The 25733-nt window shown below is 61.7% G+C and carries 27 protein-coding genes; 16 read left to right on the top strand and 11 right to left on the bottom strand.

Features of this window, described 5'->3' with window-relative positions; genetic code table 11:
- The first annotated feature begins 85 nt into the window (after positions 1–85).
- Genes BLW08_RS07615 through BLW08_RS07600 form a run of 4 tightly spaced genes read left to right on the top strand, consistent with a single transcriptional unit; the run spans position 86 to position 4437 of the window.
- Positions 86–436 (top strand): peptidase inhibitor family I36 protein, encoded by a 351-nt coding sequence (locus BLW08_RS07615; protein ID WP_091324193.1) that lies wholly within the window; start codon positions 86–88, stop codon positions 434–436.
- Positions 437–465: 29 nt separating this feature from the next.
- Complete coding sequence (locus BLW08_RS07610) at positions 466–1344, top strand: hypothetical protein (protein WP_091324191.1); 879 nt, start codon at positions 466–468, stop codon at positions 1342–1344.
- Entirely contained in the window at positions 1331–2473 is a 1143-nt protein-coding gene (locus tag BLW08_RS07605) for an RND family efflux transporter (protein WP_091324190.1), read from the top strand. The genes BLW08_RS07610 and BLW08_RS07605 overlap by 14 nt, the downstream gene beginning before the upstream one ends.
- Positions 2470–4437: an ABC transporter ATP-binding protein/permease gene (locus BLW08_RS07600; protein ID WP_091324188.1), complete on the top strand. Its 1968-nt coding sequence runs from the start codon at positions 2470–2472 to the stop codon at positions 4435–4437. The genes BLW08_RS07605 and BLW08_RS07600 overlap by 4 nt, the downstream gene beginning before the upstream one ends.
- Here BLW08_RS07600 and BLW08_RS07595 read toward each other — a convergent pair.
- Genes BLW08_RS07595 through BLW08_RS07585 form a run of 3 tightly spaced genes read right to left on the bottom strand, consistent with a single transcriptional unit; the run spans position 4434 to position 7163 of the window.
- Entirely contained in the window at positions 4434–5390 is a 957-nt protein-coding gene (locus BLW08_RS07595; RefSeq protein WP_091324186.1) for a COX15/CtaA family protein, read from the bottom strand. The genes BLW08_RS07600 and BLW08_RS07595 overlap by 4 nt on opposite strands.
- Before the next feature lie 46 nt (positions 5391–5436).
- Positions 5437–6201 carry an ABC transporter permease gene (locus BLW08_RS07590; protein WP_091324184.1) on the bottom strand — a complete coding sequence of 255 codons (765 nt, stop codon included), beginning with the start codon at positions 6199–6201 and terminating at the stop codon, positions 5437–5439.
- Entirely contained in the window at positions 6198–7163 is a 966-nt protein-coding gene (locus tag BLW08_RS07585; protein ID WP_091324182.1) for an ABC transporter ATP-binding protein, read from the bottom strand. Before BLW08_RS07585 ends, BLW08_RS07590 begins: the two co-directional genes overlap by 4 nt.
- Before the next feature lie 109 nt (positions 7164–7272).
- Here BLW08_RS07585 and BLW08_RS07580 point away from each other — a divergent pair, with 109 nt between their 5' ends.
- The 6 genes from BLW08_RS07580 to BLW08_RS07555 are packed head-to-tail and all read left to right on the top strand — an operon-like array spanning position 7273 to position 12426.
- Entirely contained in the window at positions 7273–8094 is an 822-nt protein-coding gene (locus BLW08_RS07580) for a helix-turn-helix transcriptional regulator (protein ID WP_090821763.1), read from the top strand.
- Positions 8094–9557, top strand: coding sequence for a Fe-S cluster assembly protein SufB (gene sufB, locus BLW08_RS07575; RefSeq protein WP_062068692.1), 1464 nt, complete (start codon positions 8094–8096; stop codon positions 9555–9557). The genes BLW08_RS07580 and sufB overlap by 1 nt, the downstream gene beginning before the upstream one ends.
- A gap of 2 nt (positions 9558–9559) precedes the next feature.
- On the top strand, positions 9560–10873 hold the full coding sequence (sufD, locus tag BLW08_RS07570) for a Fe-S cluster assembly protein SufD (RefSeq protein ID WP_090821346.1): 1314 nt from the start codon (positions 9560–9562) through the stop codon (positions 10871–10873).
- A gap of 21 nt (positions 10874–10894) precedes the next feature.
- Positions 10895–11251, top strand: a complete 357-nt coding sequence (locus tag BLW08_RS07565) for a non-heme iron oxygenase ferredoxin subunit (RefSeq protein WP_090821348.1) — start codon at positions 10895–10897, stop codon at positions 11249–11251.
- 43 nt (positions 11252–11294) lie between these two features.
- Entirely contained in the window at positions 11295–12080 is a 786-nt protein-coding gene (sufC, locus tag BLW08_RS07560) for a Fe-S cluster assembly ATPase SufC (RefSeq protein WP_014921882.1), read from the top strand.
- Positions 12081–12093: 13 nt separating this feature from the next.
- A complete protein-coding gene (locus BLW08_RS07555) occupies positions 12094–12426 on the top strand; it encodes a metal-sulfur cluster assembly factor (RefSeq protein ID WP_011774796.1) in 333 nt (110 codons plus the stop codon).
- Between the two features lie 85 nt (positions 12427–12511).
- Here BLW08_RS07555 and BLW08_RS07550 read toward each other — a convergent pair whose 3' ends face one another.
- Positions 12512–13411: a KPN_02809 family neutral zinc metallopeptidase gene (locus BLW08_RS07550; protein WP_091324179.1), complete on the bottom strand. Its 900-nt coding sequence runs from the start codon at positions 13409–13411 to the stop codon at positions 12512–12514.
- 61 nt (positions 13412–13472) lie between these two features.
- On the opposite strand from BLW08_RS07550, the gene BLW08_RS07545 reads away from it, so the two are divergent.
- Both BLW08_RS07545 and BLW08_RS07540 read left to right on the top strand, forming a co-directional pair.
- A complete protein-coding gene (locus tag BLW08_RS07545; protein WP_091324177.1) occupies positions 13473–14870 on the top strand; it encodes a class I adenylate-forming enzyme family protein in 1398 nt (465 codons plus the stop codon).
- Positions 14842–16065 (top strand): thiolase family protein, encoded by a 1224-nt coding sequence (locus BLW08_RS07540; protein ID WP_091324175.1) that lies wholly within the window; start codon positions 14842–14844, stop codon positions 16063–16065. Before BLW08_RS07545 ends, BLW08_RS07540 begins: the two co-directional genes overlap by 29 nt.
- 36 nt (positions 16066–16101) lie before the next feature.
- Here the strand turns inward: BLW08_RS07540 and BLW08_RS07535 are convergent, their stop codons facing one another.
- Genes BLW08_RS07535 through BLW08_RS07525 form a run of 3 tightly spaced genes read right to left on the bottom strand, consistent with a single transcriptional unit; the run spans position 16102 to position 18122 of the window.
- On the bottom strand, positions 16102–16752 hold the full coding sequence (locus BLW08_RS07535; RefSeq protein ID WP_091324172.1) for an energy-coupling factor transporter transmembrane component T family protein: 651 nt from the start codon (positions 16750–16752) through the stop codon (positions 16102–16104).
- Positions 16749–17486, bottom strand: a complete 738-nt coding sequence (locus BLW08_RS07530) for an energy-coupling factor ABC transporter ATP-binding protein (RefSeq protein ID WP_091324170.1) — start codon at positions 17484–17486, stop codon at positions 16749–16751. The genes BLW08_RS07535 and BLW08_RS07530 overlap by 4 nt, the downstream gene beginning before the upstream one ends.
- Before the next feature lie 18 nt (positions 17487–17504).
- Positions 17505–18122, bottom strand: a complete 618-nt coding sequence (locus BLW08_RS07525) for a biotin transporter BioY (protein WP_091324168.1) — start codon at positions 18120–18122, stop codon at positions 17505–17507.
- A 275-nt stretch (positions 18123–18397) separates the two neighbouring features.
- On the opposite strand from BLW08_RS07525, the gene BLW08_RS07520 reads away from it, so the two are divergent.
- Positions 18398–19996, top strand: coding sequence for an ABC-F family ATP-binding cassette domain-containing protein (locus BLW08_RS07520; RefSeq protein ID WP_090821363.1), 1599 nt, complete (start codon positions 18398–18400; stop codon positions 19994–19996).
- Positions 19997–20043: 47 nt separating this feature from the next.
- Here the strand turns inward: BLW08_RS07520 and BLW08_RS07515 are convergent, their stop codons facing one another.
- From BLW08_RS07515 to BLW08_RS07500, 4 genes are read right to left on the bottom strand one after another with little or no spacing between them, the layout of a single operon-like run.
- Entirely contained in the window at positions 20044–20529 is a 486-nt protein-coding gene (locus tag BLW08_RS07515) for a YbaK/EbsC family protein (protein WP_090821365.1), read from the bottom strand.
- Entirely contained in the window at positions 20513–21379 is an 867-nt protein-coding gene (locus tag BLW08_RS07510; RefSeq protein ID WP_090821367.1) for an SURF1 family cytochrome oxidase biogenesis protein, read from the bottom strand. The genes BLW08_RS07515 and BLW08_RS07510 overlap by 17 nt, the downstream gene beginning before the upstream one ends.
- Entirely contained in the window at positions 21380–21655 is a 276-nt protein-coding gene (locus BLW08_RS07505; RefSeq protein WP_090821369.1) for a hypothetical protein, read from the bottom strand.
- On the bottom strand, positions 21652–22149 hold the full coding sequence (locus BLW08_RS07500) for a DUF3099 domain-containing protein (RefSeq protein ID WP_091324165.1): 498 nt from the start codon (positions 22147–22149) through the stop codon (positions 21652–21654). The genes BLW08_RS07505 and BLW08_RS07500 overlap by 4 nt, the downstream gene beginning before the upstream one ends.
- Before the next feature lie 153 nt (positions 22150–22302).
- On the opposite strand from BLW08_RS07500, the gene fabG reads away from it, so the two are divergent.
- From fabG to BLW08_RS07485, 3 genes are all read left to right on the top strand, one after another.
- Positions 22303–23028: a 3-oxoacyl-ACP reductase FabG gene (gene fabG / locus BLW08_RS07495; protein WP_090821374.1), complete on the top strand. Its 726-nt coding sequence runs from the start codon at positions 22303–22305 to the stop codon at positions 23026–23028.
- Between the two features lie 109 nt (positions 23029–23137).
- A complete protein-coding gene (locus tag BLW08_RS07490) occupies positions 23138–23890 on the top strand; it encodes an SDR family oxidoreductase (protein WP_090821376.1) in 753 nt (250 codons plus the stop codon).
- Between the two features lie 259 nt (positions 23891–24149).
- A complete protein-coding gene (locus BLW08_RS07485; protein ID WP_254779753.1) occupies positions 24150–25700 on the top strand; it encodes an ATP-binding cassette domain-containing protein in 1551 nt (516 codons plus the stop codon).
- The last annotated feature ends 33 nt before the right edge of the window (positions 25701–25733 follow it).

Raw genomic sequence — 25733 nt, 5'->3', positions numbered from 1 at the left:
TAGCGTTCGTGGTGGAACAAAGCTGTTCCAATCACCTCGAGCACTGGGGAAAACAGTGAAAGCAATCCTTCGTACAGCCGGAATTATGACAGTGGCTTCAGCGTCAGTCCTGACCGGGGTGACTGCCGCCCAAGCCGCACCGGCATGCTCCACGGCGCGTGTATGTCTCTATGACGACTACTGGTTCACAGGAACACAGCGGTCCTATAACTGGGTCGCATCATATGTGGGTGACGCAGCAAACGATAAGGCCAGTTCGATCGTCATTGGCCCGCCGGCGAACGTTCAATCGCCCTACGTCTATCTGTACCGGGACCTCAACTACTCGGGCCATGCCGTCATTTTCCGTGGTGGCAACGCAGTGAACGATCTTCGGGGCGTGTCAATGTATTCAGGCGTGAACTGGGACGACGAGATCTCCAGCATCTGGGGCTAGCCTTGCGACCTCCCACCCTTGGATCCATCGTGCAGATTGCCGTGTCGCTGGCTGTTGTGGTGAGTCTCACCACGGCCTGTTCCGCCCCGTCAGCGGCACCGCCCATCGAACCTGCCACCGCCAGCTTGCCGTCCGTCGATCGTTCCGCCGGTGCCGGGGCAAGGGCATCCCTCAACGAAACAACCGGTGAGGTGGTTCTCCCCATGAGTGCCTACTGGTACTCAGACCGCGAGAACGTCATGGTCAATACGGCGGTTGCCTTCCTCATTTACGACTGCGTCGAGGACGCGGGCTTCACGGTTGCACCCTGGGGAGGCGGAGGCAAGGCTCTGCAGGACTATAGATATGGTCAGTGGTCCCGTTCCCTGGCCGCGCGTAATGGTGCCATGCCGGAGATCCGCATGATTCCGGGTGTGATGGATGAACAACCGGAGCGCCCTCCCCTCAGCGCACAGCAACAGGCAATGGAAGTGAAGTGCACCAGTTCGGTGGGGCGCGCTGGGTTGCCTGAACTCCTTGAGGGCCTGGCCGGCGACACGTCTCTGCAAAACCAGATCACGCGCAACGCTGTGGCACTAACTGAACGCGATTCGGACTACGTAGCCTTCCGGCAGGGCTGGGAGGAGTGCGTCGCCGCCAAGGGCCTCAAGGTTGCCGAGGAAGGTTCGTGGAACCTAAAGTCGAGCGGCTCCAAGGAAGACGAGATTCGTGGTGCCTTGTTGGACCTTGATTGTAAGGAGGCCAGTGGCGGAGCAGGAAAACCTTATGACATTCTGGCGCAGTATCAGGCAGCACAGATGAAGGACCATCAAGCACAACTCAACGCCTTGGCAGAAGAGAAGGCGGCTGCAGTGGAGCATGCAAAGCAGATACTGCGGGATCACGGCGTGGCTGATGCAAGGCTCTGAGTCACTGAAGTTTACCCGTGCCATGCGGCGTGTTCCGCGTTGGTGGCTGATTCCCGTGGCGGTTCTTGTTGTGCTGGCAGGGTTGGGCGCCGCGTACTGGGCCGGTGGTTCCAGCATGGCAGGGGCGGAGCCGACGCCGTCCCTGGCGGTCGTTGTTCCAGTGTCGGCAACCGTGGAGCGTCGGGCGGTGGTTAAACAGACGGTCGTTGCAGGAAAAGTCATCGCGGGAGCACAGGCCGTTCTTAGGGCAAGCCTTGCCGATGGTGTTGACAGGCTGGTGGTGACATCAGCGGCCAAAGAGGCCGGAAGCCTGGTTGTCCCAGGAGAATTGCTGGCCGTCGTGTCCGGCAGACCTTTACTGATCCTGCCCGCCAGTGTCCCGTTATACAGGGACATCACCCACGGTGACACGGGACCCGATGTGGAGGCCCTTCAGACCGGCTTGGCCTCGTTGGGTTATGGGTGTCCCGTAACAGGAACCTTTGATCTGCCAACCCAGCAGGCATTGGGTTTCTGGTACAAGGCGGCGGGGTTTCAGGCACCCACGGAGTTTGGTCCTTCAGCCAAGGCATCCCCGTCAGACGTCGTGTTCCACTGGCGGGAATTCATGCAGGTACCCGGTGACACCGGGACGATCGCGTTCATAGCTGGGCCTGGTGCCATTCTGGCAGAGGATGGGATCGTGGCACGGATCAATGTCGCCGCCGACTCAATTGTGGCCCGGGCCGATGTTGTCCAAGCGGAACAATTCCCTGTGGGCATGCCTGCAACGGTCAGGGCAGGATCCACAGTCCTGGAGACAGCCGTGGCGCAGGTCAGCAGCTTTCGGGAGGGGGACCCAAGTACGAACGAATTTCCAGGAAAAGACATCACCGTGACTCTGCCACCGGGGACACAGGGATTCGCGGCCGGCCAATCAGTCACCGTCACTGCAGGCAGCGCGGCCATGGAGTCCTTGGCCGTTCCGCTGATAGCCATTCGACAAGAGAGTGGTAAGCCCTACCTCCTGGTTGAGGGGAACGGCGAGTCCCGACGATTGGACGTTAACATCACAGCGCAGGCGGACGGTTGGGTGGCCATCGCTGACGTCGACGGACTGGCTGTTGGGGACGAGGTCAAGCTGCAATGAGCACTCCCGTATCTTCCCCGGGATCGCCTGATCCCGAACAACGCCAGCCGATTCTCAGCTTGCGTGCAGTGGATCGGCTGTTTTCCGGAGCGAAGGCCCTGGACGATGTGTCTCTGGACATCCAGGAGGGTGAGTTCGTCGCTATCGTCGGTCCCTCGGGTTCGGGAAAGTCGACCCTGCTCAACATTCTCGGACTCCTGGACACACCGACGCGCGGTGTGTATCTGATCGATGGTGCAGACGTCCAAGGACTTAACCAGAAGCAGAGAGCGCAACGGCGGGCAGACGTTTTTGGTTTCGTCTTTCAGGAATCACACATGGTGGGGCGGGACGCAGCAGCCCGGAATGCCGTGCTGGGCCTGCGCGCACGGGGAATTGGGATTGGTGTTCAGAAACAACTGGTCATACCGGCCCTTGCCAGATTTGGCCTTGCGGGCAGGGCCGCGATCCCGGCTGCGCTTTTGTCCGGGGGAGAGCGGCAACGGCTCGCCATTGCCAGGGCAGTAATGGGCACGCCCAGGGTAGTACTAGCCGACGAACCCACGGGCAGCCTGGACACGGCGAACGGCGAGATCGTCATCCACCACCTGCGCGAGCTCAGTGACTCTGGAACCACCGTGGCCATGGTGACCCACGATCCGGACATTGCCAAAGCTGCGGACCGCATCATCACCATGCGCGATGGAGCCATCGTCAAGGACACAGGTGAGCACCGGAACCGCCTCGTCATTCCAAAAGATTCGGTTCCCGTTCGAGGAAAGGACAAACCCACCTTCGTCCGGCGCCGACGCCACGAGGCCGCGGATGTTATTGCTGACGCACTGTCCGCGCTCACGGTTCGTCCCGCCAAGGCCCTCTTGCTGATCATGGCATTCCTTCTGGGCAGCGGAGGGCTGGTAGCGGCCATCGGTCTCAGCGAGAGCGCCTCCGTCAAGGTATCTGCTCGGATCGACGCAGCCGCAAGAGACGAAGTACGGGTGACGCGCGAGGGAGGTTATGCATCATGGGAGGCCGTCAGGAACGATCTCCAGGCATCCGCGGGACTTTTCGGTGTTCACGATGCCGGCGTCATTGCCGAGCTCTCATCGTCGGTGGTGCAGCCATCAACGTTCCGCCCCGCCACATTTCCCGAACAACCGATATTCAACGGAGCCGTACGGGTAATTGACTCTGCCTACCTTCGCCTCCAAGGCGCAACGGTCTCTTTCGGCGACGCCGCCCTGCTCGACCAGTCGTTCGGGGGACCCGTTGCCATCCTGGGCCGGGAAGCCGCCGACCAACTGGGAGCCGCAAAGCCAGGACCCGGCGTCGTGGTGTGGCTGTATGGCCAGCCCGTCCCAGTGGTGGGAATTATTGACGACCCGGGCCGGGACCCAGTTCTGCCGGCAGCGGTCCTGGTGGGTATTGGATCCTATCCCTCGGCCAGCAACGTCGCAGCGAGCCTGGTCCTTCGAACCACTCCAGGGATGCCGGCCGCCATAGCGGAGGCGCTGCCGAAAGCGCTCCAGCCGAGCGATCCCGGCAACGTGAAGGTGCAGACCGTGGCGGATCTGCGCGAGCTCAAGCAAGGGATCAATTCGGACCTCGGCAGGCTGGTGGCCATCGTTTCAGTGGTATTGCTCGCCATGGCCAGTCTCAGCGCCGGAACCACCATGTATTTGGGCGTGCTGACGCGATCAAGCGAGATTGCACTCCGGCTCGCTCTGGGCATGCGACGCGGAGTACTGGCATCGATGTTCGTCACCGAAGGGGCAGTGGTGGGAGCCTTGGGCGGTGCTGCGGGCGCAGCTGTGGGCATGGGGGCTGTACAGGCCTACGCGTCAAGTCAGGGCTGGGCATCAGCGATCCCTTGGTATGCGTCGTTGTGGGGTGTTGGAGCGGGGCTCGCCAGCGGCATCCTGTCCGCCGTCTACCCGGCCGTACTGGCCATGCAGTCCAACCCCGCCCAACTCATTCGCGCCTAGGACACCTGTTGGTGGACCGGGCTGGACTTTGCCACGTCCGCTGCGTTGGTGGCAGCACTCATCAGCAGGGCTGCGCCGAGCATGTGAGCGCCTACAAGCAATGCAGGGATGCCGTTGTAGTACTGCGTGAAGCCAATGACAGCCTGCAGCAACGTCACGCCGAGCAGGAGATACGTGGCGGTACGGAAAGGACCACCGATCTTGTGCCGGACCACCAGATACACGGCGAAAAGTGTGCCTGCGGTGATGAGGTACGCAGGAACCGCATGTATGTGGGAGAAGAGGTCCCAGTCGAGGTCGTTGCGCGGTGCATCCGCATCCCCGGCGTGCGGGCCGGCGCCAGTCACCACTACACCCAGCATCACGGCAATGGCAGCGAAGACCGCAACAGCCATGGTCAGGGGCCGGGCAATGCCCGGGAGGGACTGCAATGTCCTGTTCATGAAGCCCCCCGTGCGCCCGTAAGCGCGGTTGACCAGCAAGGTTGAGAAGACGACCAAGGCCATGGACACGAGGAAATGCAGGCCCACCACCCAAGGGTTCAGGCCCGACAGTACTGTGATACCGCCGATAACCGCCTGCGTGGGGATGCTTGCCAACAGACCCAGGGCAAGCATGAACAGGTCTCGGCGCTGCTTGCGCAGGTTCCACAAGTACACCAACATCAGGGCTGCGACAGCTGCGAGGGCGAACGTGAGGAGGCGGTTGCCGAATTCAATGAACCCGTGAACACCCATCTCAGGGGTGTTGACCAGCGAGTCGCTGGTGCATCGCGGCCACGTAGGGCAACCAAGGCCGGAGGCCGTAAGGCGCACTGCACCACCGGTGACCACCAGTACTGTCTGTCCAATGAGTGACAGCAAAGCCAGTCTACGTACGGCTTTGTTGACCTCGGTGGGCAACTTGGACGTGAACCGCTGGATGGTCTTGGGAAGGCGCGATGCCGTGCTCACAGTTTTCTCACTTCTCAGTTCTGCATTGTTGTCGGTGCCAGGTTGGTTAGTTCCACTTGAACCAGCGGATGGCTGCGGCCCCGGCCAGGACAGTCCACAGCAAGAGGATCAAGACAGCGGGAAATGGTACGGCTCCCAGCAAGAACGCGTCTCTGAGGGCTTGGCCCAACGCTCCTGAAGGCAGGAACTGGACGATTCCCTGGACCGCAGAAGGGAGCCGTTCGGACGGCACCACAATCCCACCAAGCGCGCCCAGCAGGATCCACAGCAGGTTGGTGATGGCCAGGGTTGCTTCAGGACGAACCGTGCCCGCAACCAGCAGGCCAAGTGCTGTGAAGGCGGCGGCGCCAAGCACCAGCAACCCGATTCCCGCGGGCCACGCCTCGAGCCGCGGCTGCCAGCCCAGGAAGCCGGCGATGACTCCAACCACTACTACCTGGAGAAGGAGGACCACCAGCACAGCGAGGATTTTTCCGGCTATGAGCCCGCCCCTGCCCAGGGGCGTGGTGGACAGGAAGCGAAGGACTCCGTAGCGACGATCAAATCCGGTAGCAATGCCTTGGCCGGTAAAGGCCGTGGACATGGCGCACAGAGCCAGGATTCCCGGGGTGGCCACGTCAACACGGGTTCCACCCAGACCATCAAGCAGTGGAGTGACTACCAGCCCCACCAAGGCCATCAAGGGCAGGACGATCGCGAGAATGAGTTGCTCGCCGTTCCGCAGCATAGTGATGGTCTCGTACCGCCCCTGTTGAACGATCCGGCGGGGCAGTGACGCCGGTCCGGCGTTGGGGGAGAGGAGCTTGCTCATCGGAGGTCCCTTCCGGAAATATCCAGGAACACGTCTTCCAGGCTTCGGGCTTCCAGGCGCAGTGAGGCAGGCATGATGTTCCGTTCCGCCCACCAGGCAGTCAGCGTTGCCAGATCCCGCGGCGTGAGTTCGCCTGTGATGGAGTAACTACCGGAGCGCGTTTCCGATACTTGCAGGCCCGCTCTGAGAACTCCGGCGAACTCGAGTCCGGCCGGGGCGTCGAAGTACAGGGTGCGATCAGTGATGGCGGCCCCGGCCGTGTGGTCATGCTTGAGGAGCTCGGAAACGGTCCCCTCCACCACGTTGTGACCGCCATCAATGATGTACACGTAGTCAGCCAGGCGTTCGGCGTCGTCCATCAGGTGCGTGGTGAGGACGATGCCCATACCGGCGTCCCGAAGTTCGGCGATCAAGTCGAAAACCATCTGGCGGGATTGTGGGTCCAACCCTGCACTGGGCTCGTCGAGGAAGAGGATCTCGGGGTTTCCCACCAGTGCGGCTGCCAGCGCCAGCCGTTGTTTCTGGCCGCCCGACAGGCGGCGCACATTGGTCCGGCTGAACTGGTTGATGCCGAGGCGTTCCACCAGGGCATCGATATTCATCGGGTTTCGGTACATGCCGGCAACGTGTCGCAACAGCGGGATAGGACGGGCCGACGGCGGCAAGCCACCGTCCTGGAGCATCACACCGACGCGGGACCGCAGGCCGGCACCGGCGGTATCAGGGTCTGCGCCCAGCAGGGAAATGGTCCCCCCGGTTCGCTTCTGCAGACCTTGGGCGCACTCCAGCGTGGTGGTCTTCCCGGCGCCGTTCGCTCCCAACAGCGCGGTGACTTGGCCTCGCTCGGCCACCATGGACAGTCCACTGACCACCCGGAGCATTTTGCCGTCAAGGGAGGCCAGGGGGCCTACATCCTTAATGAGTCCATCTATGGTGAGGACAGGGGAATCAGGGGATCGCACCAGAGTATTCTACGGGAAGTAGTACGGTCACACTTGGCAGGGAGCCCAGGTCAGTCTTGCCTTACTGGATGCATGAAACAAATTACGACATGATTGTGTTGTGTATTCCATGAGCAGTCCAGTTTCCATGCCTTCACAACGGCATGCTGCAGCGGCAGAGGCCCTGGTCGCCTCGCCTGCGCTGCCGGACGCGGATGACCGCACCCGGGACCGCGTCCTCAGCGCCGTGCTCGAAAATGGTCCAGTGAGCGCCGCCGAACTCGGCGACCTCCTCGGATTCACGCCCGCCGCGGTTCGCAGGCATCTTGACCATTTGGAACGCAGCGGTGAGATCGAGGTCAAGCGCGTAGCCAAGGCAGGTTCCGGCGCAGGGCGACCCGCCCGCCGCTATGTCCTCAGCTCCCAGGGACAATCCCGACTCGGCGACGATTACCTGAATATTGCCAGTTCAGCCCTCAGGCGCCTCCAGGAACTCGCCGGGGAAGACGCCGTCCGCGAGTATGCGGAGGAACGTTTCTCCGACATGGAGCGCCGTTATGCCCCGGACGTCGAAGCTGCCGGGGATGACATCACAGCGCGGGCCATGGCACTGTCCAAGGCCCTCAGTCGCGACGGTTTTGTTGCCTCTGCCCACTCCATTGAGGCCAAATCGCCCCTGCCGGCAGCGCTGTCCAGCGTGCAGCTTTGCCAGGGGCATTGCCCCATCCAACGCCTTGCTGCGGAGTTCCCGGTGTTTTGCGATACCGAGACCAAGGTTTTCTCCCGCCTGGTGGGCGTCGATGTCCGGCGCCTATCCACTCTCGCCCAGGGCGGACACGTTTGCACCACCCACATACCTACCGGGCGCCCGGCTGCCACGGCATCTCCGGATGCCGCAGAGCAGTCCGGGAGTCCGTACCAGGAATCAAACAACCAGCAAGAAAGGCCGTGATGACGGACCAAATAGCAGAGAAAGCGGTAGCCGAAGGCACTGTGATCTCGGAGATTCTGGAGAAGAATCCCGAACTGCACGGTATCGGAAACTACGAGTACGGCTGGGCCGACAAGAACGACGTAGGCGCAAATGCCCGTCGTGGCCTCAACGAGGAGGTTGTCCGCGACATCTCCTCGAAGAAGAACGAGCCCGAATGGATGCTCGATCTGCGGCTTAAGGGCCTGAAGTACTTCGACCGCAAGCCCATGCCTACCTGGGGTGCAGACCTCTCGGGCATCGACTTCGACAACATCAAGTACTTCGTGCGTTCCACCGAGAAGCAGGCGGCAACGTGGGAAGACCTTCCCGAGGACATCCGCAACACGTACGAGAAACTGGGCATCCCGGAAGCCGAGCGCAGCCGGCTCGTCTCGGGTGTTGCCGCACAGTATGAGTCCGAGGTTGTCTACCACCAGATCCGCGAGGACCTGGAAGCCCAGGGCGTTATCTTCCTGGACACTGACACCGCCTTGCGCGAACACCCGGAGATCTTCCAGGAGTACTTCGGAACCATCATCCCCGTGGGCGACAACAAGTTCGCCTCGTTGAACACGGCTGTATGGTCCGGCGGATCGTTCGTGTACGTGCCCAAGGGCGTGCACGTGGACATCCCCCTGCAGGCCTACTTCCGTATCAACACGGAGAACATGGGCCAGTTCGAGCGCACGCTGATCATTGCTGATGAGGACTCCTACGTTCACTACATCGAAGGCTGCACGGCTCCGATCTACACCTCGGACTCGCTGCACTCCGCCGTTGTGGAGATCATCGTGAAGAAGGGCGCCCGCGTCCGCTACACCACCATCCAGAACTGGTCCACCAACGTGTACAACCTGGTCACCAAGCGCGCCATCTGCGAAGAGGGCGCAACCATGGAGTGGATCGATGGCAACATCGGCTCGAAGGTGACCATGAAGTACCCGGCCGTCTACCTGGTTGGCGAGCACGCCAAGGGTGAGACGCTGTCCATCGCCTTCGCAGGCGAGGGCCAGCACCAGGACACCGGCTCCAAGATGGTGCACATCGCGCCGAACACCAAGAGCTCCATCATTTCCAAGTCCGTGGCCCGCGGCGGCGGCCGTGCCGCTTACCGCGGCTTGGTCCAGGTCCGCGAAGGCGCCAAGCACTCGGCCAACACGGTCCGTTGCGACGCTCTCCTGGTGGACACGATTTCCCGCTCGGACACGTACCCGTACATCGACATCCGCGAGGATGACGTTGTCATGGGCCACGAGGCCACCGTTTCCCGCGTCAGCGAAGAGCAGCTCTTCTATCTGATGTCCCGCGGCATGCCTGAAGACGAGGCCATGGCCATGATCGTTCGCGGCTTCATCGAGCCGATTGCCCGTGAATTGCCCATGGAATACGCCCTCGAGCTGAACCGCTTGATTGAACTGCAGATGGAAGGGTCCGTCGGTTAACAATGACTGATATCACTACTGAAAAGGCGCGCATCGGCGCGCCCTCGGCCCAGCCGTTTATCAACGGCTTCACCGAGGAAGGCGAGAACCTTTCGCCCGTCAACACAGGTACAAATACGTCCACGACGTCGGAGCAGCCCTCCGCTGGTCCGCTCGCCGGTGCTTCGGCCAAGAGCCACTCGCACGGTGGCGGCGTGGGGATTCCGGACAGCTCGCGGGCCGGCCGCCTCACCTCGTACAAGCTTGCTGACTTCAAGCCGCTGAACGGCCTTGAGGAAGACTGGCGGTTCACACCGCTCAAGCGCCTGCGTGGCCTTCACACCGAAGTCCTCAACGGCGCAGCTCCGGCCGTCAGCGTCACCGCACCTGCCGGCGTCGTTGTTGAAACTGTGGGACGCGATGACAAGCGCATCGGCCAAGCGGCCATACCGGAAGATCTTGTGTCTGCCAATGCCTGGGAGAACTTCGCGGAGGCAACGGTTGTGACCGTGCCTGCCGAGCTGCAGGCGGAGTCTGAGGTTTCCGTCCTGATTACCGGCGCCGGTGAGGCACCTTCTGCCCAGCACATCGTGATTGTGGCAGAGCGCTTCTCCAAAGCCGTTGTGGTCCTGGACCACCAGGGCACCGCAGTTGTCTCCGAGAATGTGGAGATCATCGTTGAAGACGGCGCTGAACTGACCGTTGTGTCGCTGCAGGAGTGGGCAGACAACGCAGTTCACGCTTCATCGCAGCAGGCAAAGATCGGCCGCGATGCCAAGTTCAAGCACATCGTTGTCAGTCTTGGCGGCGACCTCGTCCGCGTCACCCCGTCCACCCGCTTCACTGCGCCGGGCGCCGACGTCGAAATGTTCGGCCTGTACTTCGCCGATGCAGGACAGCACCTTGAGCAGCGCCTGTTCGTTGACCACGCAGTGGCCAACTGCAAGTCCCGCGTTCTGTACAAGGGTGCACTGCAGGGCCGCAATGCTCACAGCGTGTGGGTTGGCGACGTCCTTATCCGCAAGGAAGCAGAAGGCACCGACACCTACGAGGCCAACCGCAACCTGGTCCTCACCGACGGTGCCCGCGCGGACTCAGTTCCCAACCTCGAAATCGAAACCGGCTTGATTGAGGGTGCCGGCCATGCCAGCGCCACCGGCCGTTTCGATGATGAGCACCTGTTCTACCTCATGGCCCGTGGCATTCCCGAAAAGGTTGCCCGCCGCCTGGTGGTCCGAGGCTTCCTCAACGAGATCATCCAGCAGATCAAGGTTCCGGCAATCGAAGAGCGCCTGACCGCAGCTGTTGAGCGCGAACTCGCCGCGACCGACAACTAAGACAGGCCAGGCAGGACAACAATGAGTGAAGACACCAAGGGCGAACTGGTATGCAACGCCAATGACATCCAGGTCAAGCAGGCGCTGCGCGTCCTGATCGATGACTACCCCGTAGCCATCGTGAAGGATTCGATGGGCGATATCCACGCCATCGCCGATACCTGCTCGCACGCGGACATCTCGTTGTCCGAGGGCGAGGTTGAAGGCTGCGCGATCGAATGCTGGGGACACGGTTCCCAGTTCGACCTCCGCAGTGGACAGCCCCTCCAGCTGCCTGCTTACGACCCCGTCCCCGTTTTCGCCGTCACCATCGATGGTGACGACGTCTACGTGGATGTGACCAACGTTGTGAACGGCGCCTCGGTAGATAACTACTGAGCGCCCAGTACCGCCAGACTTACGAACGAAAAGAAAGAAGAGCATGTCAACTCTTGAGATCAAGGATCTGCACGTCAGCATTGAGACGGAGCAGGGCACCAAGGAGATCCTGAAGGGCGTCAGCCTCACCATCAAGACCGGTGAGACGCACGCAATCATGGGCCCCAACGGCTCCGGCAAGTCCACGCTGGCTTCCACCATCGCAGGCCACCCCCGCTACAACGTCACCAGCGGCACCATCACCCTGGACGGCGAAGACGTCCTGGAGATGAGCGTCGACGAACGCGCCCGTGCCGGCGTCTTCCTGGCCATGCAGTACCCGGTAGAGGTCCCCGGCGTCACCATGACCAACTTCCTTCGCACTGCCAAGACCGCCATTGACGGCGAAGCTCCGGCCCTCCGTACCTGGACCAAGGACGTCAAGGCTGCCATGCAGCAGCTGCGTATCGACGCCGACTTTGCACAGCGCAACGTCAACGAAGGCTTCTCCGGCGGTGAGAAGAAGCGAGTTGAAATCCTCCAGCTCGAACTCTTCAAGCCGAAGTTCGCCATCCTTGACGAGACCGACTCCGGCCTGGATGTCGACGCTCTGAAGGTTGTCTCCGAGGGCGTCAACCGCGCACACGAAGAGGGCAACATGGGCACCCTGCTCATTACCCACTACACCCGCATCCTGCGCTACATCAAGCCGGACTTCGTTCACGTCTTCGTAGACGGCAAGGTTGTTGAAGAGGGCGGCCCTGAGCTCGCTGACCGTCTTGAAGACGAAGGCTACGATCGCTACGCCCCGGGCGCAGGCGTTGCCGTTGCTCCTGCTGTGCAGGCCTAGTTAGGATCTTTCCATGACCGAAATCAACACGGCGCGAACCAGCCTCGAGGACGTCGAGGAAGCGCTCAAGGACGTCATTGACCCCGAGCTTGGGGTCAACGTGGTGGACTTGGGCCTTCTCTACGGACTCAAGTACTCGGATGAGGACGGCGCCCTCCTGATCGACATGACACTGACAACAGCGGCCTGCCCGTTGACTGACGTGCTTGAAGAGCAGGTTGGCAAATCACTCGATGGAGTCGTCGATGACTGGCGCCTGAACTGGGTATGGATGCCGCCATGGGGTCCTGAACGGATCACGGACGACGGTAAGGACCAGATGCGGGCCCTCGGCTTCAACATCTGATCAGTAAGTTTCTCCTGCTCTCAGCGGGTAAAAGAATGGTTCCGGGCAGGTTGCCCGGAACCATTCTTCGTTGAGGCGGAGAACCCTAAGGAGAAGCCACCCCAAAAGTGTCGCACTTGTTGATGTCGCCCGTGGTGTACCCCTGGTAGAACCACTTCTGCCGCTGCTCGCTGGAACCGTGCGTCCACGATTCGGGCGATACTCTTCCGGTGGCGGCCTGCTGGATCCGGTCATCGCCGACGGCGGACGCGGCCGAGAGGGCGTCCTGCAAGTCCTGCTCAGTAAGGGGATCGAGGAACGGTTTTCCGCTGGCATCGGTCTGAGTGGTCGCGTGGCGGACCCATAGGCCTGCATAGCAATCAGCCTGCAACTCAACGCGCACAGCACCTGACTGCGGCCCCTGCGGATCCTGCTGTGCCTGGTCCAGGGTGCCCAGGATGTTCTGAACGTGGTGCCCGAATTCGTGGGCCACCACATACTCCTGGGCCAAGGGACCGCCCGAGGAGCCAAAACGCGTCACCAGTTCATCGAAGAAGCCGGGATCGAAATACGCCTTAACGTCCGCCGGGCAATAGAAGGGTCCCACTGCTGTGGTAGCCGGGCCGCATCCGGTATTCGTGGCGGCATCAAAAATGACCGTTCCTGGGCGGGAGTATTTCACGTTGTACTGAGCAAGATAGTCCGGCCAGAAAGCGTTGAGGCTATTCACAGTGCCCGTGATCCGGCAGTCGAGACGCTTGTCCGCATCCGCACCTGTTTGGCATTCCTGGACGCCTCCGGCGCCTCCACTTTCGACGGCGGGAGGCTGGCTGCCGCCGCCCGTCAAGTCGCCGAGAATGTTGGGGTTGATCCCGAACAGTGCCAGGAGGAGAACCACAATGCCGCCTCCGATGCCACCGCCAATCTTGGTTCCCCTGCCCATTCCACCGCCACGTCGGTCTTCCACCTGGGAAGGGTCAAGCTGCGCGCCATCGTTGAAACTCATACAGTCAGAATAGACGTCACTTTTGGTGACCGGGGTCGGACACTGCCGTAAAATTACGTGGATGCCCTTCCTGGACAAAATTCAGCTCTGGGCCGATGAGCGCCCCCACGACACCGCCGTCGTTGTGGGCAGCAGCCGGCTCACCTGGGCCGGACTTCGCGATGCCGCTGCAGCGCTCCCCGGCCAGTCGACCAACACCACTGTCCTCGCCGAACCCAACTCGAGCCAGTTCATCGAACGCTATGCGGCCGCTGTCGCGGGGGAGCGCCGCTGTGCGGTGCTGGACCCGCAATGGCCGGCCCCCATGATCGAAGACGTCACTGCGCGGATCCGGGCGGCTGCCGTTCCTGCCACCGGCAAAGATGAGCTGGTGGACGGCGACCCTTCCAGCACTTTCCTCATCGGGCTCACCTCTGGCACCACGTCGGTTCCCAAGGCCTTCACGCGTTCGCGGCGTTCGTGGCAGGTTTCATTCGATGCGTCCATCGAGTTCTTTGGCCTCTCCCAGGACGACAGGACCTTGGCTCCGGGGCCCCTGTCCGCCAGCCTGAACCTGTATGCGCTCTCGGAGTGCCTCTATGCGGGAGCTGCCTTCCACACCCTGCCCACGTTCGACGTCGGAGATGCCCACGCCGCTATCAGCCATGACGGCATCACCAGGCTGGTGCTGGCACCTACCATTCTCCGGCTGCTCAGTGAGCGCGGGCTCGCTGGTGACGTTGACGCGTCCGGTATCCGCAGCATCATTTGTGCCGGTTCCAAGCTGGATGCCCGCACGTTGGAGGCCGCACGACGCTGGGCACCCCATGCAGCCATCTATGAGTACTACGGTGCCTCAGAGTTGAGTTTTGTGTCCGGCACCCGTCTGGCCGCCGGCCAGCCGCTTGACGCCAGCGGTACCGGCATCGGTTCGCCGTTCCCGGGAGTGGACTTAGGCATCCTTGACGATGCCGGCCGCTCCCTGGCTGACGGCGAACATGGCAACATCAGCGTGCGCAGCGGCATGGTCAGCAACGGTTACCTATGGGGCGACGACGGCCAGGCCCTGCGGTGCCTGGATGGCTGGTTCACGGTGGGCGACCAGGGGTACCTTGATCGGGGGACGCTGCATATTCTTGGCCGTCGTTCGGACATGATCATCACGTCGGGGAAGAACGTCTACCCGCACGAGGTGGAACTGGCTCTCGCGTCAGTTCCCGGTATTGAGCTCGCAGTAGCCGCCGGAGCGCCCGACGATATCCGCGGCCAGAAGGTGATTGCCGGCGTCGTGCCTGCTTATGGCGCCGTCACCGCCACTCAACTCCGCAGCGGTCTGGACGGGTTGTTGGCACGCGACAAACGCCCGTTGCAGTATTTCCTGTTGTCGGAGCTGCCCATGACAGACCGTGGCAAGGTCAGCAGGAAAGTCCTTCTGGATTGGATCAAGAATCATGACCCGCGGGCGCAGCCCCTTGCTTAGCCCGGCGCCATGGGACGGCACCACCGACGAATCACGGCAACCGGTCATCATCGCAGCGCTGAGAACGCCGGTTTGCCGCGCCAACGGCCAGCTGAAACAGCTACGCGCCCCTGACCTCCTGGCCCCGGTCCTGCGCTCCTTGGTGGAGTCCCTGAACGTGCCGCCCGCTGATGTGGACGATGTCATTATGGGAAACGCCGTGGGTGGGGGCGGGAACGTGGCCCGGTTCGCCGCCCTCCAGGCCGGAATGCCCACCAGCGTGCCTGGGCTGACGGTGGATCGCCAATGCGGCTCGGGCCTGGACGCCATCGCTTTGGCGTCCAGGCTGGTGGCGGCGGGCGGCGATCCGCTGTATCTCGCAGGCGGAGTGGAGAGCATCAGTACCGCACCTGCCCGCGCCAACAGGAACGACGACGGCGGACTGGACTTCTACTCCCGGGCTGCCTTTGTGCCGCCACAGTTTGGCGACCCGGACATGGGGGTTGCGGCAGAAAATGTTGCCCGGACGTTCGGCGTCACCCGCCAACGGCAGGATGAGTACGCCCTCCGAAGCCATCGTCGCGCAGTGGACGCCGCCAAGGGTGGCCGGTTCGCAGGGGAGATCGTTCCGCTCCCGGGCAACGGAGCCCGAGTGGACGCCGACGACGGCCCCAGGCCTGCGCTCCGGGCGGCCCTCATGGAGCGGTTCCCGGCTGCCTTCGTGCCCGGCGGAACGGTGACGGCCGGAAACTCCTGCTTCGACGCGGACGCCGCATCCGCCGTCGTGGTCACCTCACTGAAGCGCGCACGCGCCCTGGGCGCCGCAGACGGGCTGCTGGTGCTCGGCAGTGACACTACCGGCGTTGAGCCGGAACTGCTGGGTATCGGCGCCGCGTATGCGGCCAACCGGTTGTTGACGACGCTGGGCGTGGCATCGGACGACGTTGACCTGATCGAGTTCAACGAAGCCTTCGCTTCACAGACGATTGCCTGCATGGATCACGTAGGGATTGATCCGGAGAGGGCCAACCTGGATGGTGGGGCTCTGGCTTTGGGGCACGGTTACGGTGCCTCGGGTGCTGTCCTGATAACCCGTCTTCTGGCTCAAGCTCGACGGCGCAACGACATGGGGTTGGAGATGCCTCTGGGTTTGGCGATGATCAGCAGTGCCGGTGGACTCGGAACGGCAACCCTTGTTAAGTATGCCAATCTGTGAAGCATTCGACGCTGTGAAATAGTCGACTCTGGCGCTCTAGCTGTACATCCAGCGCCCGGACGCCGGGTCGTCCGGTTCCCCCAGACCGCGTGCAGCCAAGGCGTCGCCGGTCTGCCGCGCGTAGGCCACCGTGGTGATGAACACCGGGAGCACCAGTGCCCGGGGGTTGCGTTCCAGCCCGCGTGCACGCGCCGAGTCCCGTACGTCTGAGAAAGCGCCTGCAATGAAGGGGATGCTCCTCAGCATCACGGCGATGGTGAGCGCGAAACGTTCAGGGTCCGCACCGAAACGTCGGAATGGCTTGGCGATGCCAACCACTCCATCCAGAAGTCCCTGCACAGGCGTCGTGGCCGTAAGCACAGAGGCTGCCACCACACACACCAGGACGTTCAGCACAATGCGCGCGGCAGTTGGTCCACCCAGCTGCCACCACTGGAAAAGGCCGATGATCAAAAGAATCGGAGCCACCATCCAGATGGCCCGCCCCAGACGTCGGTATCCGGCGCCACTCAACAGGAACAAACCGCTCATCACAGCGAAGGCAAGCAGGGAAACCGTCCAGTCCTCAATCAGGAAGGAGGCAGCGCCGCAGGCTGCCACCACCAGGAACTTAAGCCACAGGGGAGTGCGATGGATGATCGAGTTGCCGCGGACGTAGTTGCCGATCAGGAAACCGTGGCCCCTCACTGTGGCGCCTGACCCAGTGATGGTGCGTCCAGTGTCGCCGCGCACAGCGCCCGGTAGAAGGAGACGCCTTCGGCCGGGCTGCCGTCGAACACTATGCGGCCGGCTTCCACCACCAAAACCCGATCCATATCCATGGCAAGGTCAAGGTCGTGGGTGGACATGACCACCTGCTGATCCAGCCCGGCGATGGTTCGGCGCAGGAGCTCGCGGTTCCTGAGATCCAGGAGAGTTGAGGGCTCATCCAGGACCAGAACCTTTGGGTCCACCGCGAGAACTGCGGCCAAGGCCAGCAGTTGGCGCTCACCGCCGGAGAGCTCGTAGATGCTTTGGTCGGCAAGGCGCAAGAGCCCAAAGCGCTCCAGGACAGACTCGGCCCGGCACGCACGTTCTTTTGAATTCCTCACGGAACGGCGCAGGGACAGTTCCACATCCTCGCGGCCGGTTGGCATCACCAGCTGCGATAGAGGATCGGTGAAGACGAAGCCCACGTTGGCCCTCACCCGACGGACGGCAGCAGTTGTGCTGTCCCCGTGAACCACAACTGTGCCCTCGCTGGGCTCAACCAGGCCGTTCAGGAGCCTGAGGAGTGTGGACTTTCCGGAACCGTTGGCCCCGATGACGCCGATTCGACGCTCGGACAATTCCAGGGAGACGTCACGCAGCAAGGTCTTGGGCGCGTCGCTGCCGTCAACTGCGACGCGCACCGAGACGCTGCTGAAATTAATGGAGCTCATGTACTGATTGTTCCCGCTTTACTTGACCCGACGTACCAGGACGTCCGGGAAGGCCTTGTGGATGGCCAAGGCAATGACAACCGCCAACACGTTCTTGAGGATGTCACCGGGGTAGAACGCGAGATCTGCGATGAACGCCTTGCCGAAGTCCAGCTTGCCGTTGATCATCATGCCCAGGATGCCCAGGCCGTGAATGATCACGATGCTGCTCGCCATGGCTGCGGCGAAAAGCCACAGCCCGCGGTACTTGACCGTCCTGCGGATCACGATGCCTGCCAGGTAGCCCGCAGCGGCTGCAGCCAGGGGGAACGCGATGATGTAGCCGGCCGACGGCGTGGCCAGGATACCCAGGCCGCTGCGGCCACCGCTGAAGATGGGCAGCCCCGCGAAGCCCAGCAGTACATAAAGCCCGACGGCGGCAAAGCCCCGCCCAGCCCCCAGTACCAGACCGCTGAGCATCACCGTCAAGGTGACCAGGGTGATGGGGACACCAAGAGCTCCCACCGGAATGCCGGGAACAATAGCTGAAGCTGCCACAAGCGCAGCGAAGACGGCGATAAGGCCAAGGTCTGTGGCAGTCCAGTGTTTACGGGTGGCTGTTGTTCGCTGCACGGTGGCAGCGTCGGTGTTGCTCATGGTGGGTCCAATCAGGTGTGATGCGATGCGATGAAAGTGCGTTTTCCCCTGTTGACGAGAATACGGACGGCCCTGACAACATTTTTTGGAGCCTCTCCACAACACAACCCGGCAATTCTTTGGCGGGTGGCACAGTTTTCCTCTATCTGGGCCGATGTCAGCCTGCGCCCGGGGTGCCGGTAGACTTGGACAGGCTGTTCTCACGGCCGTCCCCGCCGCACTTATCGGGCCCACCGGTCCCCGCGAGCGTTCCCCATTGAAAGGCATCACCCGAATTGATTACCGTCCAGGAACTCGAACTCCGCGCCGGCGCACGCCTGCTCATGGACCAGGTCAACTTCAGGGTGGACAAAGGGGACAAGATCGGACTTGTGGGGCGCAACGGTGCCGGCAAGACCACACTCACCCGCGTGTTGGCAGGTGAAGGCCTTCCGGCAGGTGGCAAGGTAACCCGCAGCGGCGAGATCGGCTACCTGCCCCAGGATCCTCGGACACCGGACATGGAACAGCTCGCCCGGGACCGTATCCTCTCCGCGCGTGGTCTGGACGTGGTGGTGGGCAAGCTCAAGAAGGCCCAGATGGAGATGGCCAGCGAGGACGCAGCCGTCCAACGCAAGGCCATGAACCGTTACGACCGTTTGGAAGCTGAATTCCTGGCTGGAGGCGGTTACGCGGCAGAAGCCGAGGCGGCCGCCATCTCCTCCAACCTTGCCTTGCCGGAACGCATCCTCAATCAGCCGCTGAAGACCCTTTCAGGTGGCCAGCGCCGCCGTGTGGAGCTGGCCCGTATCCTTTACTCTTCGGCCGAAACGCTCCTCCTGGACGAACCCACCAACCACTTGGACGCCGACTCCATCACGTGGCTTCGGGATTTCCTCAAGGACCACCAGGGCGGACTGATCGTGATCAGCCACGATGTGGAACTCCTCGAGGCCACAGTCAACAAGGTCTACCACCTGGACGCCAACCGGGCCCAGATCGACTACTACAACATGGGCTGGAAGCGGTACCTCCAGCAACGCGAAACAGATGAGCGTGCCCGCAAGCGCGAGCGTGCGAACGCTGAAAAGAAGGCCCAGGTCCTCATCGACCAAGCCAACAAGATGCGCGCCAAGGCCACCAAGGCCGTCGCCGCGCAGAACATGGCCAAGCGAGCCGAACGTCTCCTGGGCGGTTTGGAGGCCGTCCGCGAAAACGACCGCGTGGCAGCCCTGCGCTTCCCGGATCCCTCGCCCTGCGGCAAGACCCCCTTGACCGCCGAGGGCCTCAGCAAGTCCTACGGATCACTCGAAATCTTCACCGATGTGGATCTGGCAATCGACCGTGGCTCCAAGGTAGTTATCCTCGGCCTGAACGGCGCAGGCAAGACCACCTTGCTCCGTATGCTCGCCGGTGTGGACAAGCCTGATACCGGCGATATCATTCCGGGCCACGGGCTCAAGGTGGGCTACTACGCCCAGGAGCACGAAACGCTGGACCACGATCGCACCGTCCTGGAAAACATGCGCTCCTCAGCGCCGGACATGAAAGATGCCGAAGTACGCGGCATCCTGGGCTCGTTCCTGTTCTCCGGTGACGATGTTGAAAAGCCTGCAGGCGTATTGTCCGGTGGCGAGAAGACGCGCCTGGCGCTTGCCACCATTGTGGCTTCCAGCGCCAACGTGCTTCTCCTGGATGAGCCCACCAACAACCTGGATCCGGCCAGCCGCGCGGAAATCCTGGGGGCGCTCAAGAACTACAGTGGCGCCGTCGTCATGGTCAGCCACGACGAAGGTGCGGTGTCAGCGCTGAATCCAGAGCGTGTAGTGCTGCTTCCGGACGGCGTGGAAGACCACTGGAACGAGGACTACCTGGACCTCATTACGCTGGCGTAAGCCCTGGTTGCGTCGCTTCGCTTGCGGGTTGTTAGCCCATACGGCGACTAACGGACTTGAAGTTCCTCAGCGTTGGTGATGGTCCTTAGTTCCTCATAGCTGATGGAGAACATCGAGTTGTGGTCTCCGGCACCCGCCCAGAGTAGTGGGTGTTCTTGGAGCGAGGTGTCCAGGATGGTTCGGAGTTTCTCAGGGTGGCCTACAGGGGCGACTCCGCCTACTTCCTGGCCCGTGTGTTGCAACACGAAGTCGGGTTTTGCACGGCGGATTCTGCCGGATCCCAGCTGATCTGCCACCAGCGATGTATCTACCTTGGCCGCGCCGCTGGCAAGGATGAGCAGTGGTTCACCGTTGAGCTCGAAGATGAGGCTGTTGGTGATCGCGGCAACGTCGCACCCCAGGACTGAAGCAGCGGCCGCCGCGGTAGGAACCTTCTCGCCAAAAGTCCGGACAGTGTCCTTGGCGCCGGCTGCTGTTAAAGAAGCCCGGACGTGTTGTACAGGGTCGGCGCTCAAATCAGTAGCCTTGTGCATCAAGGATCGCGTCTTCCTCTTCTTCTGACGATGGGCGTTTGTTCTTCCGTGGAGCAGGGGTCCGCTTCTTGGGCGCTCCGCCTGCAGCGATGATCTGCTCGTCCTCTTCGTCTTCGGCATCGATGGCGGCATTACGGGCCTGTTGGCGGGCCGCGTAGCCAAAGCCGATGAACATCAAAACGCCAAAGGCGAACCACTGCAGGGAGTAGGAGAGATGGGTGCCCTCTTCCGTGGCTGGTTTGGGGAACGGCGTGGGCATCTCCTGGACCGCAGGATCCTCACTGGCCAATTGGCCGTAAGCGCCGGTGGCCAGGGGGTAGGGGAGTTCCGTGGCAAAACTGGCCAGATCGATCGAGGCGAGCTGCCCGTCCACGGCGCCGCGGTCAAGCTTGGGCTCTGCCGGCTTGAGGCGGGCAACCACGGTGACCTCACCTGTGGGAGGTGCGGGAACGACGTCGGGACGCCCCGGCGTGTTGTTGCCGATGGGCAGCCAACCGCGGTCAATCACCACTGCTTCGCCGGTGGTGAGGCGAAAAGGAACCACGACGTCGTAGCCTGGCTGGCCGTTCAGCGGCCGGTTCCGGACAACCCGCTGACCGTCAATGTCGTACCTGCCCCGAAGCTCAACCTGGGTCCACTCCTTCTCAGGGTCCAGGGCGTTGAACTGATCCTTGACCTCTGCGAAGGGGACAGGAGTGGCCGAATAGTTGCTGACCACGCGGTTGATCTCTGCCAAGGTCTCAGCCCTGCGGTCCATTTGCCAGCGTCCCAGAAACACGCAGGCTGTGGCGAAGATGACGGCCAAGACGAAGTACCCCAGCCATTTGCTGGAGAAAAGGAAACGGTACATTCAGCGGGCCTCGTTCGCAGATTCTTCGTCGGCCAAAAACGGCACGCTTTCTTTCCAAAGGCCCCTCGTCTGGAGGTAGTCCTCCAGCCAAGCCCGGTGTTCGTCGCAGGACAACCAGACTTTCCGCCGCTCAGGAGTATGGATGCGTGGGTTATTCCATAGAAGCTGCCAGTCAGCATCGGCCCGGCAGCCCTTGCGGGAGCACATGGCCGATGCTGTGGCGCGTTGATCTGCTTGGCCGGCAGCATTCGCTCCGCCAAGGTTGAAGATGTTCATGAAGCCGCCCGTTCGTTGCCGGTGTGTCCGGCCTCGCTTGAATGCCCGGTGGACGGGCCCTCTTCTTTGCTTGCTGGTTCGTCGTCCACGAGTTCGCCCTGGAGAACAGTGGGCTCTTCTGAAACTTCGTGCTCGGGCTGTGTGGAGCCTTCAATCTCCGGAACGGCCACATAGTCCAGCAGCGATTCACTGTGGTCCTCGGCTTTGTCGTTCCCATTGGCGATGACCACGGCGATCCATGGAAGGAAGACGGCGCCTGCGATGGCAATGATCTTGAACCAGCCGTCCACAACAAAGATCAGAATGATGCAGACCATGCGGATACCCATGGCCACGGCGTACTTGATCATGCGGTCGCGCATGTCTTCTGAATGTGCAGCAGCGGCATCAGTGATGCTGTGGACTTCGGGATCACTGGAAACAGCGTCCGGTTCCCCGGGCACTTGCTGCAGGGGACTGTCTTCTCGTGTCACAACTGAATCATCACGCTCCAAAGGCCTCTGTCAATTCTCTCACCAACGCTCTATGCGCCCAAACCACGCGCGTTGCTGGTTACCGGCCGGTTGTGGCGGGTGGCGGATAAGATCGACACAGGAAAATCCCTCTTCATAGCGGCCGTTAAGTGCCGCGGAACCTGGAGCGAAAGCATGACTGAAGCAGTATCCACCGGCCGGAGCGTCCTCATCACCGGCGGCAACCGAGGGATCGGCCTTGCCATTGCGGAATCGTTCCTTGCCAATGGTGACAAAGTAGCGGTCACCTACCGAAGTGAAACAGAATTGCCTGAAGGCATCCTGGGCGTGAAAGCCGACGTCACGGACGAGGCCTCCATTGATGCGGCGTTCAAGATTGTCGAAGAGGCACACGGGCCGGTCCAGGTCCTGGTAGCCAATGCAGGCATCACCAAGGACACGCTCCTGCTCCGCATGAGCGAAGAAGACTTCACGTCGGTGCTGGATACCAACCTGACCGGCGCTTTCCGTGTCATCAAGCGGGCGTCCAAGGGCATGATCCGGCTTCGCAAGGGACGTGTGGTCCTCATCTCCTCGGTGTCAGGCCTCTATGGTGCACCCGGCCAGATCAATTACTCCGCCTCCAAAGCCGGCATGGTGGGGATCGCGCGCTCACTGACCCGCGAGCTCGGAAGCCGGGGTATCACGGCCAACGTGGTGGCACCGGGCTTTATCAACACCGACATGACCGCAGAATTGCCGGAGGATACCCAGAAGTCCTATCTGGCCAGCGTTCCCGCAGGGCGCTTCGCCGAAGCCTCCGAGGTAGCGGACGTCGTGCGCTGGGTTGCGAGTGACGAAGCCGCGTACATCTCAGGTGCGGTCATCCCGGTGGATGGTGGCCTCGGAATGGGCCACTAGCCGCTAGCGCAGTTTTTTGTCCGGGGTCGACAACAGATTTCATCCCTGCCGCTGGCATGATGGATGTCGAGCCCACGGAATTTGGATGAAGTGAACAAAAGGAGCACGAATGGGACTGCTGGATAACAAGACCGCCATCGTCACGGGTTCTTCCCGCGGAATTGGCGCTGAAGTTGCCAAGATTCTCGCCGGCGAGGGTGCCGCCGTCGTTGTTAATTACCGCCAGAAGGCGCCGCGCGCCAACAAGGTAGTGGCCGGGATTCAGGCCGCAGGCGGACGCGCAGCGGCTGTCGGCGCTGACCTGACCACCGATGAAGGCGTGCACGCACTTGCCAGCACTGCCATGGAGGAATTCGGCTCACTGGACGTCCTGGTCCTTAACGCCTCCGGTGGCATGGAATCGGGCATGGAAGAAGGCTATGCGCTCAAGCTGAACCGCGATGCCCAGATCAACATGCTCAATGCGGCCGTCCCGCTCATGCCTGAAGGCTCGCGCGTTGTCTTCGTCACCAGCCATCAGGCGCACTTCGTTGAGACCGTGCCCACCATGCCCGAGTACGAGCCGGTGGCAAAGAGCAAGCGCGCCGGGGAAGACGCGCTGCGCGCCCTCGTCCCAAACCTGGCTGACAAGGGCATCTCCCTGGTGGTGGTATCCGGCGATATGATCGAGGGCACCGTCACGGCAACGCTTCTTGACCGCTCCAACCCTGGCGCCATTGAGGCCCGCCGCGCGGAAGCGGGCAAGTTGTATTCCGTAGAGGAGTTCGCTGCTGAGGTGGCCAGAATGGTTACCGCCGATGTCGAAACCGGCCACACCGAATACGTGGGCGGCGCCGATTACTTCAACAAGGCAGCCGAATAGAGCACTCGTTATTAGTTGTGGTCCGGGACACCTGTCCCGGACCACATCTATTTAAGCCTCCAATCGTTGGCCATCGGTGCGCACGTGATTCCGAATCCTTCAACCAGCGAAACACTATGATGACAATTCTATAAATTATTGGAAATTTCGCGTCACGACATGTTCCTTGCTGTTTCAGTTTTAGTCTTTTGCATTAAGGGATTCCATCTGTTTGACTCTCAAAGGCGCCCTCGTCCATAGTTCCCAGCAGTGTGGATAAATGAATGCTGATGACGGGCGGACTTTGTCCCTGGCCTTAGGAGCTTCTTTGGACCTGTTATTGCATGCTGACGATATTCACGCCTCCTATGACCAGCGGCGAATCCTCAAAGGCGTAGAACTATCCCTGCATCGGGGAGAGATCCTGGGATTGATCGGAACCAACGGCGCAGGGAAGACCACCCTTATGGGCGTGTTGGCCGGATCCCATCAGCACGATGGTGGCCGGATCACCCTGGGCGGCGAAACATACAAGCCGGACTCGATGGACGAGGCCCAGGCCTGCGGGGTTGGACTCATACCCCAGAACTTCAAAATCGACCCCCAGCTGACCATCACCCAAGCCATCTTTCGGGGAACCTTCCAGTCAGGGAAATCCCATGAACAGCTCCGGGATCAAGCCAGTCAGTTGATTCGGGACATCGGCATCAGCATGAATCCGGACGCCAAAGTCGGCACCCTGATTCGTGCCGAGCAAGCCCTCGTGGAAGTCCTCAGGATGGTTGCCGAAGAGGCGCAGTTGGTGATCATGGATGAGGTTGCCGCCTCACTGCCCGACCACGATGTTGCTGTTCTGCATCAGGTCCTGCGGATGCTCATCCGGCAAGGGCGGGCCATCATCTACATCACCCACCGCCTCGACGAAGTCCGATCCATTGCGCACCGCATCGCGGTCATGCGCGACGGAAGGGTGCACAAGGTTCTGGACGCCGGCGGTGTTAACGAAGACGAACTCGCTTTCCTCTTGCTTCAGCAGGAACGGGAGAAAGTCTCCCGGCCCACTGCGCCGGAGGGAAGCGGTGACGCGTTGAGCGTCCTGAACCTCGGTGTGGGGGATACGGTTCGGGATGTGACCTTTACTGTCGCTAAAGGGGAAATCTTCGGCCTGGTAGGCACACACCGTTCGGGGGTCCACGAACTCGTAGAGGCGATCGCAGGCATTCATCCCAGCACGGCCGGGAAAATCCTCATGAACGGAACGCCGGTGCAGATACGGAGCCGGCAGGATGCCCGGCGGTTGAAGATTGGCTATTCGTCGGAGAGCTCCGACTCACTGGAATCCAGCACCAGCATCGTGGACGGGCTTCAATCGGATGCCGGCACGGCCGGCGTGACCCTGAACGACGAAATCTCCCAGCTACGTGGTGTGGTGGACGTGGTCCGCCGGATGCGCATCAACACCACTAACATTCAAGGCTCCATCAGCACCTTGTCTGGTGGCGACCGGCAGAAAGTGCAGCTCGCCAAGTGGATGGCCACCGACTGCGATGTGCTGATCCTTAGCCATCCCAGCCGCGGAATCGACATCGGCGCCAAAGAAGTCGTCTACAAGATGCTGAACGAGCTGAGCCGGACCGGGGTTGCGATCATCCTCCTGTCTTCAGACCTGTCAGAAATGGTCAGTTGGTGTCAGCGCATCGGCGTGATGCGGGACGGGGAACTCGTGACTATTGAGGCCAATGCCAACACCAATGAAGATGTCCTGGTACATCACATGCTTGGCGTGAAATTTGAATCTGGAAACGGCGAAGCCCGGCGCGCAAGAAACTAGTCCGACCCGCAGAAGGCGCCCGTCCGGTTGTAG

The sequence above is a fragment of the Arthrobacter sp. cf158 genome, assembly GCF_900106835.1.
Classification (GTDB): Bacteria; Actinomycetota; Actinomycetes; order Actinomycetales; family Micrococcaceae; genus Arthrobacter.
Note: the sequence above shows the minus strand (reverse complement) of the source record. Positions and strands in the feature narration are given on the sequence as shown.

Excerpts from the sequence above, each read along its gene's own strand:
- BLW08_RS07525 (WP_091324168.1), bottom strand. The coding sequence starts at position 18,122 with ATGAGCAACACCGACGCTGCCACCGTGCAGCGAACAACAGCCACCCGT.
- BLW08_RS07510 (WP_090821367.1), bottom strand. The coding sequence starts at position 21,379 with ATGTACCGTTTCCTTTTCTCCAGCAAATGGCTGGGGTACTTCGTCTTG.
- BLW08_RS07545 (WP_091324177.1), top strand. The coding sequence starts at position 13,473 with ATGCCCTTCCTGGACAAAATTCAGCTCTGGGCCGATGAGCGCCCCCAC.
- sufD (WP_090821346.1), top strand. The coding sequence starts at position 9,560 with ATGACTGATATCACTACTGAAAAGGCGCGCATCGGCGCGCCCTCGGCC.
- fabG (WP_090821374.1), top strand. The coding sequence starts at position 22,303 with ATGACTGAAGCAGTATCCACCGGCCGGAGCGTCCTCATCACCGGCGGC.
- BLW08_RS07490 (WP_090821376.1), top strand. The coding sequence starts at position 23,138 with ATGGGACTGCTGGATAACAAGACCGCCATCGTCACGGGTTCTTCCCGC.
- BLW08_RS07555 (WP_011774796.1), top strand. The coding sequence starts at position 12,094 with ATGACCGAAATCAACACGGCGCGAACCAGCCTCGAGGACGTCGAGGAA.
- BLW08_RS07515 (WP_090821365.1), bottom strand. The coding sequence starts at position 20,529 with ATGCACAAGGCTACTGATTTGAGCGCCGACCCTGTACAACACGTCCGG.
- BLW08_RS07590 (WP_091324184.1), bottom strand. The coding sequence starts at position 6,201 with ATGAGCAAGCTCCTCTCCCCCAACGCCGGACCGGCGTCACTGCCCCGC.
- BLW08_RS07540 (WP_091324175.1), top strand. The coding sequence starts at position 14,842 with ATGACCCGCGGGCGCAGCCCCTTGCTTAGCCCGGCGCCATGGGACGGC.
- BLW08_RS07550 (WP_091324179.1), bottom strand. The coding sequence starts at position 13,411 with ATGAGTTTCAACGATGGCGCGCAGCTTGACCCTTCCCAGGTGGAAGAC.
- BLW08_RS07565 (WP_090821348.1), top strand. The coding sequence starts at position 10,895 with ATGAGTGAAGACACCAAGGGCGAACTGGTATGCAACGCCAATGACATC.
- BLW08_RS07615 (WP_091324193.1), top strand. The coding sequence starts at position 86 with ATGACAGTGGCTTCAGCGTCAGTCCTGACCGGGGTGACTGCCGCCCAA.
- BLW08_RS07605 (WP_091324190.1), top strand. The coding sequence starts at position 1,331 with ATGCAAGGCTCTGAGTCACTGAAGTTTACCCGTGCCATGCGGCGTGTT.
- BLW08_RS07580 (WP_090821763.1), top strand. The coding sequence starts at position 7,273 with ATGAGCAGTCCAGTTTCCATGCCTTCACAACGGCATGCTGCAGCGGCA.
- BLW08_RS07600 (WP_091324188.1), top strand. The coding sequence starts at position 2,470 with ATGAGCACTCCCGTATCTTCCCCGGGATCGCCTGATCCCGAACAACGC.
- BLW08_RS07505 (WP_090821369.1), bottom strand. The coding sequence starts at position 21,655 with ATGAACATCTTCAACCTTGGCGGAGCGAATGCTGCCGGCCAAGCAGAT.
- BLW08_RS07485 (WP_254779753.1), top strand. The coding sequence starts at position 24,150 with ATGAATGCTGATGACGGGCGGACTTTGTCCCTGGCCTTAGGAGCTTCT.
- BLW08_RS07530 (WP_091324170.1), bottom strand. The coding sequence starts at position 17,486 with ATGAGCTCCATTAATTTCAGCAGCGTCTCGGTGCGCGTCGCAGTTGAC.
- sufC (WP_014921882.1), top strand. The coding sequence starts at position 11,295 with ATGTCAACTCTTGAGATCAAGGATCTGCACGTCAGCATTGAGACGGAG.
- sufB (WP_062068692.1), top strand. The coding sequence starts at position 8,094 with ATGACGGACCAAATAGCAGAGAAAGCGGTAGCCGAAGGCACTGTGATC.